At 70.1% G+C, this 13,332-nt stretch carries 10 protein-coding genes; 2 read left to right on the forward strand and 8 right to left on the reverse strand.

The window, feature by feature from the left end:
• Positions 1 to 262: 262 nt before the first annotated feature.
• Positions 263 to 1,543, reverse strand: coding sequence for a histidine--tRNA ligase (gene hisS / locus ACFYTS_RS31930; RefSeq protein WP_387309159.1), 1,281 nt, complete (start codon positions 1,541 to 1,543; stop codon positions 263 to 265).
• A 187-nt stretch (positions 1,544 to 1,730) separates the two neighbouring features.
• Here hisS and ACFYTS_RS31935 point away from each other — a divergent pair, with 187 nt between their 5' ends.
• Positions 1,731 to 2,591 carry a peptidylprolyl isomerase gene (locus ACFYTS_RS31935; protein ID WP_387309160.1) on the forward strand — a complete coding sequence of 287 codons (861 nt, stop codon included), beginning with the start codon at positions 1,731 to 1,733 and terminating at the stop codon, positions 2,589 to 2,591.
• Positions 2,592 to 2,990: 399 nt separating this feature from the next.
• On the forward strand, positions 2,991 to 3,554 hold the full coding sequence (locus ACFYTS_RS31940) for a hypothetical protein (protein WP_357288128.1): 564 nt from the start codon (positions 2,991 to 2,993) through the stop codon (positions 3,552 to 3,554).
• 76 nt (positions 3,555 to 3,630) lie between these two features.
• Here the strand turns inward: ACFYTS_RS31940 and ACFYTS_RS31945 are convergent, their stop codons facing one another.
• The 7 genes from ACFYTS_RS31945 to ACFYTS_RS31975 form a co-directional block, all read right to left on the reverse strand.
• Entirely contained in the window at positions 3,631 to 4,068 is a 438-nt protein-coding gene (locus ACFYTS_RS31945; RefSeq protein ID WP_357288131.1) for a DUF4913 domain-containing protein, read from the reverse strand.
• Positions 4,065 to 5,966 (reverse strand): TraM recognition domain-containing protein, encoded by a 1,902-nt coding sequence (locus ACFYTS_RS31950; RefSeq protein ID WP_357288133.1) that lies wholly within the window; start codon positions 5,964 to 5,966, stop codon positions 4,065 to 4,067. The genes ACFYTS_RS31945 and ACFYTS_RS31950 overlap by 4 nt, the downstream gene beginning before the upstream one ends.
• 37 nt (positions 5,967 to 6,003) lie before the next feature.
• Entirely contained in the window at positions 6,004 to 6,540 is a 537-nt protein-coding gene (locus ACFYTS_RS31955) for a hypothetical protein (RefSeq protein WP_357288253.1), read from the reverse strand.
• A 128-nt stretch (positions 6,541 to 6,668) separates the two neighbouring features.
• The gene (locus ACFYTS_RS31960; protein ID WP_357100470.1) at positions 6,669 to 6,977 is read right to left on the reverse strand and encodes a transposase; all 309 of its coding nucleotides are present in this window, start codon (positions 6,975 to 6,977) and stop codon (positions 6,669 to 6,671) included.
• The gene (locus tag ACFYTS_RS31965; protein ID WP_387309161.1) at positions 6,974 to 10,330 is read right to left on the reverse strand and encodes a hypothetical protein; all 3,357 of its coding nucleotides are present in this window, start codon (positions 10,328 to 10,330) and stop codon (positions 6,974 to 6,976) included. The genes ACFYTS_RS31960 and ACFYTS_RS31965 overlap by 4 nt, the downstream gene beginning before the upstream one ends.
• A 6-nt stretch (positions 10,331 to 10,336) precedes the next feature.
• Complete coding sequence (locus ACFYTS_RS31970; protein WP_357083503.1) at positions 10,337 to 11,827, reverse strand: SCO6880 family protein; 1,491 nt, start codon at positions 11,825 to 11,827, stop codon at positions 10,337 to 10,339.
• Entirely contained in the window at positions 11,824 to 13,293 is a 1,470-nt protein-coding gene (locus ACFYTS_RS31975; protein WP_357288138.1) for a hypothetical protein, read from the reverse strand. Before ACFYTS_RS31975 ends, ACFYTS_RS31970 begins: the two co-directional genes overlap by 4 nt.
• Positions 13,294 to 13,332: the final 39 nt, after the last annotated feature.

A 13,332-nucleotide genomic window follows, 5' to 3' on the forward strand; every position in this document is an offset into this window, starting at 1 on the left:
GATGCCGCGCTGCCCGGTGGCACTGCCGCGCCCGGCGCCGAGAGCGCTCGTGTCGCAGCCAGGCCAGCCGGTCGACGACATCCTTGGTGGTTCACAGCCGCTGATCGCGACCCGGACCGGCCGTGGGGCCACGCCCGCCACGGCCACCGCGGGCGCGGCAGCGGTTGTCACGTCGCGCGGCGGCGGAGCAGGTGCCGTCGTGCGGCGGGAGCGGGCGGCGGGACCCAGCGCATCTCGGTACTGCCGGGTCCCGCCTACGCGATCAATCCTGTTCGCCCGCAAGAGCGGCGGCGACCTGGGCGACGGCCTCGTCCAGCGGGATCTGCCGCTGTTCGCCACTGCCGAGGTCCTTGAGCCCGATCTCGCCGTCGGCGACCTCGCGGTCGCCCAGGACCAGCGCGAGCCGGGCGCCGGACTTGTCGGCGGCCTTCATCGCGCCCTTCATGCCGCGCCCGCCGTAGGCGAGGTCGGTGCGGATTCCGGCCTGGCGCAGGTCGGCGGCCAGCACCACCAGGCGCTGCTTGGCGACGTCGCCGAGCGGGATGCCGAAGACCTGCACGCGCGGGGTGTGGACGGCGGTCTTGCCCTCGGCCTCGAGCGCGAGCACGGTGCGGTCGACGCCGATGCCGTAGCCGATACCCGACAGTGCCTGCCCGCCGAGTTCGGCCATCAGTCCGTCGTAGCGGCCGCCGCCGCCGATGCCGGATTGCGCGCCGAGCCCGTCGTGCACGAATTCGAAGGTGGTCTTGGTGTAGTAGTCGAGGCCGCGCACCATGCGCGGGTTGACCACGTACGGCACGCCGAGCGCGTCGAGGTAACCGAGCACCTGCTCGAAGTGGGTCTTGGCGGATTCGGACAGGTGGTCGATCATGAGCGGCGCGTCCGCGGTCATCTCCTTGACCTCGGGACGCTTGTCGTCGAGCACGCGCAGCGGGTTGATCAGCGCCCGGCGGCGCGTCTCCTCGTCGAGCGGGAGCTTCATGAGGAATTCCTGCAGCAGGTCCCGGTACTGCGGGCGGCAGGTCTCGTCGCCGAGCGAGGTGATCTCGAGCCGGAAGCCCTCGAGGCCCAGGTTGCGGAACCCGGCGTCGGCGATGGCGATCACCTCGGCGTCCAGGGCCGGGTCGTCGATTCCGATGGCCTCCACGCCGACCTGCTGCAACTGCCGGTAGCGGCCCTTCTGCGGGCGCTCGTAGCGGAAGAAGGGCCCGGCGTAGCAGAGCTTGACCGGCAGTGGGCCGCGGTCGAGGCCGTTCTGGATGACCGCACGCATGACGCCCGCGGTGCCCTCGGGGCGCAGGGTGAAGCTATCGCCGTTGCGGTCGGCGAAGGTCCACATCTCCTTGGAGACGACGTCGGTCGACTCCCCCACACCGCGCGCGAACAGGGCGGTCTCCTCGAAAACCGGCAGCTCGACATGCCCGTATCCGGCCAGTCGCGCGGTCTCCACCAGTCCGTCACGGACGGCGGCGAACTCCGCGGAGGTGGGGGGCAGATAGTCGGGGACCCCCCTCGGGGCACTGAAGCTGCTGGTCTTGGTCACGATTGTCAAGTTTCCACCACGGCCGCGCGACAAGTCCAACCGGTTACCGGCCCGGCCCTCATATGTAGGTTTTTCTCAGCGAATGCAGGTAATGTCTGCCGCGGCCGCTGGGCTGACGGGCTCGTTTGTGCTGACGGCCCAAGTCTGTACAGACATCAGATACCGACCGTTCACGGAGGGACAGTTAGTGCCGAGCAATGAACAGCGACGCGCTGCGGCGAAACGGAAGCTGGAGCGTCAACTCGAGAACCGGGCCCAGCGCGCGCGCAAGCGCAAGCAGCTCACCATCGCGGCGTCGGCGCTGGGCGTCGTGGTCGCCGTGGCGGCCGGTGTCGGCATCTACTTCCTGACCAAGGGCGATGACAACAGCAGCAACAGTGCGAAGGCGTCCGAGACGCCCGACGCCTCGCTGACCGCCGCTCCCCCGCCGGCCGCGAAGGCCAAGCCGGCCTCGGTGAGCTGTGAGTACCGTCCGTCGCAGAAGCCCGCCGACAAGCAGGTGAGCGCGCCGGGCACGGCCAACATCACCACCGCCGGTCAGGTGAAGGCCACCATGGACACCAATCAGGGCCCCATCTCCATGACCCTGAATCCCGGCGAATCCCCCTGCACGGTCAACAGTTTCGAGTCGCTGGCCAAGCAGAAGTACTTCGACGCGACCAGCTGCCACCGCATGACCACCGGTAAGGGTCTGCAGGTGCTGCAGTGCGGCGACCCGTCCGGCACCGGAATGGGCGGCCCCGGTTACGAATTCGACAACGAGTACCCGACTGACCAGTACGCGGCGACCGATCAGGCCGCGCAGTTCCCGGTCGAGTACAAGCGCGGTGTGCTGGCCATGGCCAATGCCGGCCCGGGCACCAACGGCAGCCAGTTCTTCCTGGTCTACGGCGATTCCCAACTGCCGCCGCAGTACACGATCTTCGGCACGGTCGACGAGGCCGGGCTGGCCACCCTCGACAAGATCGCCAAGGGCGGCGTCGCGGGCGGCGGTCAGGACGGCAAGCCGGCCATGGATGTGAACATCCAGTCGGTCCAAATCAACTGACCAGCATGGTATTTCGGCCCCGGCGCGAATCGCGCCGGGGCCGTTGCTTTTCCGGCGAAAGTCTCGGGAAGGTCCCGTTGAACCTCTCGCGTAAGGCTTCCCTAACCAAAGAAAATCCTGAGTTTTCCCTCACCTGCCGGAATTGTGCGATATATGCTGGATCGCGACGCGCGCGTACGGCGGTTTCAGAGTTTTCGCTGGTAATCTCGTAGAACGGAGTACCAAGGCGAAGTAAAGCCCACGGGCAATCCCCACTCGGGCCGCCTCTTTGCCCCATGTTCTCCGGGTGTCCGCGTTTGCAGGCGGGACGACCTATGCGCAACCACCGTTCGTGTAGCGATGTCCGTGACGAAGCACCATCATCCATAGTGATCCAACTGCAGCATCGGGGAGCAGGCAATGGCCGAGGAACTCGACGACATCGGCCGCGAGACGGCGGCGATGATGAGGCAAATGTTGCAGCTCGCGACACTTGTCGCGCTGCGCACCCGGGAACGTGGCCAGAAGGAAGCGGAAGCGCGTGTCAGGGTCACCGAGGCCCGCCAGAAGGAAGGCCGTGAGCGCCGGTTGCGTGAGGCGGCCGATGCCAAGGCCCGCGATCCGCGTAACCGTGAACTCTCGCGAATCCTGGAGCGCCCCACGCTCGAACGCGGCGGCGTCTCCCTCGAGAAGGATCGCTTCTCGGCGGCGACCGAGGCCTCCCGCATGGCCGCGCAGCAGGCCGGTCGCGGTGGCGCCCGGTACGACTCGGTGGAGCGGCGAACCGCTCTGGCCCAGCATCTTTCGCGCATGGGCATCTCGCCGGAACTGCAATCGGTGCGCATGCTGATGGAAGTCGGTCAGGCGCAGTCCGCTCAGGACGCCGTGCGGATCCGCGAGCAGGAGGCGGCTCAGCGTCGCGTCCGCGAGCAGGAAGCCCACGAGCGGGAGCGCGAACGCGCCCGCTCACGCGAACGAGTCTGAGTACCAGTCGTTTCGGCTGTTGTGATGTGTACCGTGGCGGATCGCCTTGCGATCCGCCACGATCCGTTTCCGGGGCCTAGAGCGGGAACTCGCCCATGGTGGGATTGCTGAACAGGCCCTGCTGCGGCGACTTCAACGGCAGCGGCGTCAGCATGTCCTTGTGCCCGTTGCGCACACTGCAGTATTTGAACGGGCCCTTGGGGTCGAACAGCTTCGCCATGTGCGGGTCGGCGTGGTCGAGGAACCACACGCTCAGTCCGGTCTTGCCGTCGTGGCGGAAGTGTTCCCACGCCCGCCACATGGCATCCAGTCGCGCGACCGCCTCGGCGTGCTTCCACCATTCCGGACACCACACGGTGTCGCTGATGTCGGTCACCTGCCGGCGGTACACCAGACTCAGGTAGTTCTCGACGAACTCGACCACGCTCTGGTAGACCATGCGCTGCGGCTCGTCGGGACGACGGCCGCGGGAGTCGTCGAAGGGGAAATTGTCGGGGTGCTGCTCGTCGCTCACAGCGGTCGGACCTCCTTGGGAGCCGCGACATCCGGGATTGTCTCTTTGATCAGCGCGGGACTGGTCAGATCATCGATGGTGGTCTTCTTCGTCGGTGACGGGTCGTGCGCCTCGATGGAACGCTCCACCGCGGCCGCGTCGGCGCCCTCCCACCACGGGACGGTGCGCAACAGCACCGCCGGTGTGCCGGAGGAGAACAGGATCGCGCGCCCGCGCGGCAGGGTGGCCAGGGCGTGCGCGTTGAAGGTGCGCGAGGAGCTCAGCGAACGCGAATAGCTCTTGCCGCCCTTGGATTCCGACACCGACTGCGCGATCGAGTCGTAGTCGCCGATGGCCTCAGAGCGCTGTTGCAGGAAGGCCATGTCGTCGATGCCGCTGCCGATCACCTTGATATTGGCCGCGCCCCAGAGCGCTTCCATGCCGTCGGGTCCCCAGCAGCGCGCGCCCTGGGCCCAGGACTGCAGCACCGTCATCACCACGATGCCGCGAGATCCGAAGTGGCTGTACTGCTTCGGCAGATCCTTCCAGCGCACCACGTTCGCGGCCTCGTCGAGCGCGGCCAGCAGCGGCACCGGCAGGCGGCCGCCGGGCGAGCGGGACGCCTTGTGGGTGGCGACCTCGATGACCGCCGCGGTCAGCGCGCTCACCAGCGGCGCGGCCGAGCCCCGGCCTTCCAGGGACAGGCAGTACAGGGTGCCGTTGCCCTCCAGGAAGGCGAGCTCGTCGAAGGGTTCGCGGCCGCCGTTGGGGATGATCCACGGCTGGATGTGCGGCAGTTTCAGGCAGCGGATCATGGCCTTCGCGCCACCGAAGATGCCGTCGCGGGTACGCACGTCGAGGTTGTACTGCCCGGCCAGGCCCTCGGCCATGTAGTGCTTGGCACTGCGGCGCAGGATTTCCACGGGCGTGGTGTCGAGTGGGTTGTTCACCCATTCCCACGCGCGCAGGATATTGCTGCCCTCCAGGCCCGCGGCCAGGAACAGCGCCGCGAGCAGGTCCTCGGCTTCGGGGTCGAAGTAGGAGTCGGCGCCGCCGCCCGCCGAGGGGCTGCCCTCGGCGTCGGAGAAGTGCCCGGCCAGGCTGACCGCGCGCACCTCGGCGCCGGGGCGGTGCACGTCGACCCAGGCCAGCGGATCCCAGTACCACTGGGGTTCCTGCTGGGCCTGCCAGTCGTGCGAATCCGGGGCCACGCCTTGCGGATCGAAGACGAAGATCGGGGAACCCTTGCCCGCGCGCACATCCCGGGTAGCGTCGACGACGTCACGCTTGTTGGAGGTGACGACCACCGGGCCGATGGCGGCCAGCACCGCCGGGATGACCCGGGAGGTGGTCTTGCCCTGGCGCGGTCCCCAGATGTCGACCTGCAGGTCCTCGTAGGAGCCGTACATCATCTCGCCGTCGGCGACCGACATGCCGATCGGAATGCCCGGCACCAGTGCGTCTCCCGGCCGCATGAGCGATCCGGGGATGACCTTGTCGCCGGTGAGGTGGGTGTGCAGCGGGACGCCCATCTTCCCGGCCTTCTCCCGCACCCCGGCCAGGGTGAGCGCCTTGATCGCGCCGCCGGACCCCATGTGGTCGGCCTTGTCGTCGATGGCCAGGCGGCCCTTCTTCGAGGTCTCGGCGCGGTGGCGCTTGTAGAACACCCAGCCCGCCGTCCCGGCGACCACCAGCACCACGATGACCGTGGCGGCCGTGGGCCAGCGCACCTGGCCCTTGATCAGGTTGACGACGATGGCGATCGGGTTGATCGGCAGGTTCTGGCGCGGGGAGCTGAGCAGATTGCCCAGTTGTACTGCCAGCCACAGGGTTCCGAAGATATAGAAACCCGCGTACACGAGGTGCAGGGTGCGGTCTGGACCCGGATCGGCCGGGTCCTGCACCGGTGTCTTCGCCATCTCTATCCTCCTGGGATGACCTGTGAGTCGTTGCCGCTCAACGGAATTCGTCCAGCAACCAGCTACCGTCGGGGCCACGCACGACGGTGGCGACGACCGTGGCCGGGGGTAGCTTTTCCCGCCTGCCGTCCGGGTGGACGACCGTCTGCTCGATACCGATCTTGTACTGCTGCCGGTTCGGGTCGGCACCCGCGGGCGCCTTCTCGCCGGAGGCGAACGCGAACGCCTCGACGTGCGCGTTCTCCTTGGCCCATTCGGCCCACCGCAGCGTCGGGCGCGGTGTGTCCACAGCGGTGGACGGATTGTCCAAGGTGCGGATCAGGGTGGGGCCCAGCCATTTCCGAGCGCGTCGCAGTGCGTCGCCCTCGGATTCGGTGGCCGGGTACCAGGTGTAGATCTGCTGCAGCGCCGCCACCGCGACCCCGTCGGGGGTGGTGGGGTCGGGCGCGGGCGCGACCTCCAGCAACCGGGTGGTGGTCGTGGGTGCTTGCCCGGCAGGCGGATTCGAGCCGCCGCCGTTCGAGCCGCCGCCGGAACAGGCGGTGGCCAGCATCGTGACGCTCACCACCAGCATCACCACCCCAATCGGACCACCCTTCCAGGCTAGTCTCCGGGTCCGGCGCGCGCGCCATACCAGCCGGTTTCGGTGCTCGGCGTGTCCAGCCCCGTTGCGGCCGTTCGGGTCTTCGTCGCGGCAGCGGCTCATGTGCCGCGCTTGGCGTCGTGGAGGGTTTCCACCAGCGAGCGATTCATCTCCGCGGCCGCGGCCAGCTGTTGTTGCAGCAGCGCCACCTTGCGGCGCAGCGCGACCGCGTCCATGCGCTCGAGGCCGGGGGTCTCGGCGGCGCGCACCCAATTGCGCACCGAATTGGTGTGCACGCCGATCTGTTCGGCCACCACCCGGCACGCCTCGGATTCCGAGCGCAGCTTGCCGGTCAGCGCGATGACCTGTTCGACCGCGGCCTGCCGGACCTCCGGCGACACTCTTCGATACGACCGGTGCGGCATCATGCGACGCTCCCCTCGTCCGAGCCGGACTCCGTGCCCGCGCCGCGCGTGGCGGTGGTCTCGGTGAATTCGCTGAAACGCTGGTTGGTGTCGTGGATTCCGCTCTCCCGCTCGGAGAGCGTGAACTCCATCTGGAACGGGATGCCGGGGCGGCGGTCCTCGCCGATCTTGAGCAGGAACTTGCCGGTGCCGGGCGCGGGCGGGCGTTGCTGGCCCGGCTTGAGCGCCTCACCGGTGAGCGCCTGCGGCGCGGACCAGCTGGTCACCATGTCCTCCTCGGCGGAGGTGAACGGCACGGTGGAGTCCAGCCGTGCGATCTCCTCGGCCGGCAGCGCGCCGAAGATCTTGGCGCGGGCCCGTTCCAGGAAGCCGAGCGCCTTGGCGATGGCGGCCTCGGAACCCAGCGCCTGCAGGTCCTTGATGGTGTGGCTGATCATGATCAGCGAGGTGGCGATGCCGCGCTGCAGACGGGTGAGCTCGTCGACGCGGTCGACCATGAAGTCGCCCAGGCCCAGCACCTGCCACAGCTCGTCCATCACGACCTGGAAGTAGCGTTGCGGGCCCAGGTCGGCGTCGGCCAGCACGTGCGCCGCCTCCACCGAGGCGAAACCGTCGGCCCAGCAGGCCAGCATGACCGCGGCCTTGAGCTTCTTGTCGCCGGTGGGGATGTGGGAGACGTCGATGCAGACCGCGGTCGCGCCGGTGTCGATGGGAGTCGTGGTCTGGCCGTTGAAGATCGCGCCGAACGGGCCCTGGGTCAGTGCGCGCAGGGAGCGACGCAGTTCCTTGATGGCGTCCGCGTACTCCTCGATATCGTCCGCGCCCGCGTCCAGGCGCAGTTCGTCGCCGCCGGCGACCACCACATCCAGGAGATCCTCCATGATCGGCGGATTCTCGGGGGTGAAGGTACTGCCGTCGCGGTAGAGGATGCGCAGACCGGTCGAGATCAGGGTCTCCTCGAAGTCGCGCACGCGCTCGCCGCGCACCAGCTCCACCAAACCGGCGACCAGGGTGACCTGGCGGGCCCGCATCTCCTGCATGACCTGCGTCTGGAGTTCGGGAAAGTCGTCGAGCCGCGGCACGATCGAGCCCAGCACGCCCGCGGCGAGCGGGTTCAGCTTGCCGTGCCCGTAGCCCAGATCGATGACCTGACCGCCGACCAGCTCCACCAGCTTGCGGTAGTCGGGCTTGACGTCGGCCAGCACCAGCGGCGTGATGCCCTGCGCGACACCGCCGAGCACGATCCGGCGCACCAGCGAGGACTTGCCGAAACCGTTGAGGCCCAGGACGAACAGGCTGGGCGCGGTGATGAAACTGCCGCGCATGAACCAGTTCATCGGGTCGAAGCAGACCGGAGCGCCGGTGTGCAGGTGCGAGCCCAGCGGGGTGCCGATGAGCGGCGCGCCCGCGCCGACCGACCACGGCCACAGGCCCGCGACCTGCGCGGTGGTGGCGCGATACTCGACGGGACGGCCGACCACGTTCATCCGCCCGCCGCCCGCGCCGATGTACCCGCGATCGGTGAGTTGCGCGGTGGTCCGGTCGAATTCGTCGAAGCTGCCGTACTCGATGCGCTCGGCCCGCGCCGCGAAGTTGCGCCGCCGCAGGTCGTCGGTGTGCAGCCGGAAGGTGGCCCAGGCCGCCTTGATCCCGTTGCCCTCCCGCGCGGTCACCTCCAGCTTGGCCCGCTGGGTGTCGTCGAGCAGCTTGGGTCCGGACTGCTTCTTCTTGGCCGCCGCCTTGCGCGCCGCGGCCCGCTTGGCCGCCGCCTCCCGCTCGGCCTGATCGAGGTCCTTGTCCCGCTTGTTCTTCCGGAGTCCGCCGCGCCCGCGCTCCTCCGCGGTGGACCGCTCGGGGCGGCCATTGCGCGTGGGCCGGTTGCGCGCCGGCCGCTCCCCCGCGTCGCTCTCGGGCCGCGCCGATCGCGTTCGCCCGGGAGTTCCGGTGCGGCCGCCCAGATGCACCCGATCCGCGTCGGTCGCCCGGCCGCGTCCTTCGGACCCGCTGCCGCGCCGCGCATCCCGCTCGCCGTCACCGCGCCGCGCGTCCCGGTCGCCGGTGGCGCGCCGCTCGCGCGGGAGGCCACCTTCGCCGCGGCGGTGGCCGTCGGCGCCGCGGTGAGCTTCGGCTGTGCGGTGTCCGTCGGCGTTGCGGCGGTCACGTCCGGGATCTCCGTCGGCACGCCGACGTTCACGCCCGAGTTCGCCTTCCACGCCGCGACGTTCACGGCCGGGGTGTCCCTCGCCCTCACGTCGGTCACGGCCGCTGTGCCCGTCGCCGTCGCGCCGTCCACGCGCGGAGTCACCCGCGGCGCTCCGGTGGTCACGCCCGTCACCGCCGTCGGCAGCGCGCCGGGAGCGCCGGGGATCTTCGTCGCCGGGACGTTCACGCTGTGGACGCTCGCCGGTCTCCGCGCGGCGCGCGGTGCCGCGGCCGGACTCGACCTCACGAGTCCGCTTGCGCTCCATGCGATCCCCCTCGGTTCGTTCCGGCCCGCGTGCCCGCCCGCGCTCCGCGGCCACGGAGCCCGCGCCGCCTTGCACCGCGGCACCCGGATCCGGCGCGTCGCGCACCGCGAGCTCGCGCCCACGGGAAGCAGCGTCACGCGAGGACGTCCCGGACGCGCGGCTGTCATCGAGGGCCGCACTCGAATCGGTGTTCTCGCCACCGGGTTCGAGGGCGGGCAGAGCCGGAAGCCGCCGCTTCGGCGACGTACCGCTCCGTACTACGGCGATGTCATCGCGACCGGTCGGTTCGACCGCTCCGGCAGCCTCCTGCGTGCCACGGGTCACCGTTGCCGTCCGGGATTCCCCCGGGCCCGGCCGACCTGCCTCCGCGCGCACGCCGCCCGGCTCGAACTCACCGCGGCCCGCCGACACACCCGTTTCCCCGGCGCGATCGCCGAGACCGGGTGCGGGAATGACCGATTCGGCACGATCGGCCGACGCCCGGCCGCTGGTCGAGTGGGACTCCGAGTCCCCGGGCCCCCGGCCGGGGACTCCGGGCTCCGAGCCCCGGACCGGATCGTCCTGTCGTGCACCGAGAGCCGCGTTGTCCCAGGCCCCGGTGTCGGCGCGGCGCGCCTCGCCGGCGTCTCCGTCGGCACCGGACCGCGCCGCGGTGTCCGCGAATTCCGCCGAGTAGTCGATCGGAGTGTCGCGGCGGAGCATGCGGCGGTCCGGGAGGGTGCCGCGGCGGGGGCGGTGCTCGTCGCGCATGACGCGGGAGCCGGTGGGCGGGTAGGGGTCCGCGTCGTCGTAAGCATCGGCGGGCGCCTGCTCCCGCCGCGAGCCGCGACGCGCAGGGGGTGGCGCGGCGTCGCGTTCGCGGACGGGCGGGTCGAGGTCACGTGACATGGTGGGTTACCCCGCGAGTGCTTTCGGGATGGTGGCGTGTTCGGGGAGGATCACCCCGCAGCCGAGGGAGGCCGCGAAGGCCGCGGCCTGATAGCGGTAGCAGCGGCGGATCTTCAAGCGGGCCTGGGTGGACAGGTCCCGGGTGATGGACTCGATGCGGGGCAGGTCGCCGCGCAGCGGTTCGGTGATGGTGACCAGCGCGCCGAATCGGGTGACGCCGTGGCCGCGGGCCTGCTCCTCGCGGGCCTGCTGGGTGGCGCCGACCCGCAGGGTGGCGGCGGCGGACACGACGCCGCGCTCGGATTGCTGTGCGACGAGGGCGTTCTTGTAGTCGTCGTCCACGATCTGGGCGGCGTCACCGGCCGAGTGCGGGCGGTAGACGATGGTGATGCGCTTGCGCGGCACCTCCGGATTCGGCGCGAGCAGCCGCTGCAGCACGCGTTCGTCGACCGCGCCCTCGGGAGCGGTGTCCATCTCCCAGGTGACCGAGCGGCCGCCGTCGTGGATGAAATGGTCCCAGCGCTCCTCATGCGAGACCGGTCCGGCGTCGGCCCAATCCAGGCCGTGCCCACCGGGTTCGCCCGCGGCCACCTCGAGGTCGGCCTGCGCGGCCGGGTCGTAGCTGCGGCGGATGAAGGAGATGATGTCGTCGGCGGCCATGGGCTGGCAGCGCACGCCCGCCTCGGCCAGCGCCGCGCAGATGCCGGGCAGGCGGCGGCCGATCTCGACCGCCTCCTCCGCGGGATTCTTGCGCCGCTCCGCGGTGGTCGCCTTGAAGGTGATGGCCACCCGCGGCAGCAATTGCACCCGTTCCTGCGGCAGTTCGGTGGCCAGCTCGTACATGACCTGCTGGGCCAGATCGGGGGCCTCGGGCCGGGTGATGGCGGAAACCTCGGTGAGCAAACGGTTTCCGGTCTCGGGCACGGTGTCGATGACCGGCACCACCGCCACGATGTCGGAGGTCTGGCCCAGCGAGGCCAGGAAGGTGCCCCACGCGCCGACCCAGCGGTCGATGACCGGCTGGTCGACGGCCTCGTGGCCCTGCGGCCAGGCCCGCAGCACGACCGTGTACTGGGCGAACTGCGGTAGGTGGATCATGCCGAAGCTGTAGCCGCCCGCGTCGATGCCTTCGTACAGGCGCGACGGGGCCATCAGCCCGGGCAGCCGGGTGACGCCGCCCGGGATCCGCGAGAAGCGGCCGCCCCGGTACACGTGCTCGCCCTTGGACCGGCCGCGCAACCAATGGAACATCATCAATCCGTTCTCGTAGCCGGAGCGGCCCCCCGTCCGCCACACCAGTGGAACCATCACGACCGTGCCGATGCCCGCCACCACGGCGGCCGGTTGCGGACCGGCCACCAGCGCCGTCAGCAGCGCCGTGATGACGACGGCGAATCCGACCACGGTCTCGCCCCAGCGCAGGCCGAAAAGGCCGGCGCTGCGGGGCTTCTGCCACAGTCCGTACGAGCGCCGCTCGTAGGTGTCGGTCATCGTCATCGCGGGATGGTGCTCCTGCCGAGGTCGGGTGCACGGTTGGCCCAGCGGTCACCGGCGACGTCGCCCGCGGTCGATTCGGCCTTGCCCAGCGAGGCGGTCGCCGCCCGGGCCTGCGCGACCCGGCTCGCCACCGCGGACGCGCCTGACGGTACTGCGCCGCCGCCCCCTTGGGCCGCAGGACTCGCGGCCGCGCCGCCACCGGCGGGACGCGGCGGCGGGGTCGGGCGCGGCGCGCCGCCGCCTGGGCCGCCGCCGGGACCGGGCCGGGGCCGTCCGCCCCGGCCGCCGCCGACATATCCGGCCGCGCCCGGACCCGCGACCCCGCGCGGGGCCACCGCGCGCGAGCCGACCGCGCCGAGCGCCGCGATACCGACCAGGGTGCCGGTGGTGGCGGCCAGACCCGAACCGCCGGAACCGACGATGGCCACCTCGCCCGCGGTCGCCAGGCGCATGAGCGCGGGCAGCACGAACGCCACGGTGCCCAGCAGCACGATGGCGACCAGCATGCGCTGGGCCTCGTCGGCGTCGGGCAGGTTCGCCGTGCCGGTGCGGTCGTCGGTGACGCCCGCGGTGGTGAAGGCGATCATGTAGACGATCGCGGCCACCGGCTTGTACAGCATGAACGCGATGATCCAGCGAATCAGCTTGTTGTACGACGACATTCCGATGCCGGTGCCCGAACCCGCGGCGGCCAGCGGCAGCACGCCCGCCGCGACCACCAGCATGCCCTGGCGCACGATGGCCAGCACGATCTGCGCGAGCGCCCCGAGCAGACCGACGATGGCGATGATCAGCACCAGACCCGGCGAGAACGCCTGCAGCTTGGAGGTTTTCACCATCAGCTCGGCCATGTTCTTGGCATTGCCGTTGGTGGAATCGTTGATCACCCACTCGGAGAACTTGTCCGAGGCTTGGGTGGCGGCCACGATCACCGCGCCCAGCATCCAGGAGCTGAACACCACGCGGGCGAACATCCAGAACGAGTCCGTGGCCTGGTCGACCGCGGCGCCGCGTCTGGCTCGCGCCAGTTTCAGGCCGGTGAGTATCACCGAGGTCATCAAGAACAGGATCTGGACTTGATAGGTGTAGTCGTTGATCTTGGTGAATAGCGTTCCGGCGTCGCTGACTCTCTCGTTCGGGATTTTCATCCAGAACGTGAGCGCCAGGATCAGCGCCTCACCGAGACCACTCATCAGCGAGTCCACGACCTTGCCGAAGGTGGAGTCCCACGCCTTGTCGCGCACGGTGTTGGCCACCTCGTTCGGGTGGGTGGCGACATTGCCGGCCTTGCACGCGGCCGAGGCCGCGTCGCCGAGCGAGATGCCGGGCACGCCCAGTCCGTCGAGGGAGTCGTGTAATTCGTTGCAGGCCTGGTCGAAACCGTAGGTCTGGCCGTAGGCCACCGTCGGGGTCGCGATCATGACGGTGAATACGACCGCGAGAATCGTGACTAGCCGCCTCAGCATGTGGTCCACCTCTCGATGGGTCGCGATGCCATATCTTCT

It is taken from the genome of Nocardia sp. NPDC004151 (assembly GCF_042874235.1).
In the GTDB taxonomy this organism is placed as follows: domain Bacteria; phylum Actinomycetota; class Actinomycetes; order Mycobacteriales; family Mycobacteriaceae; genus Nocardia.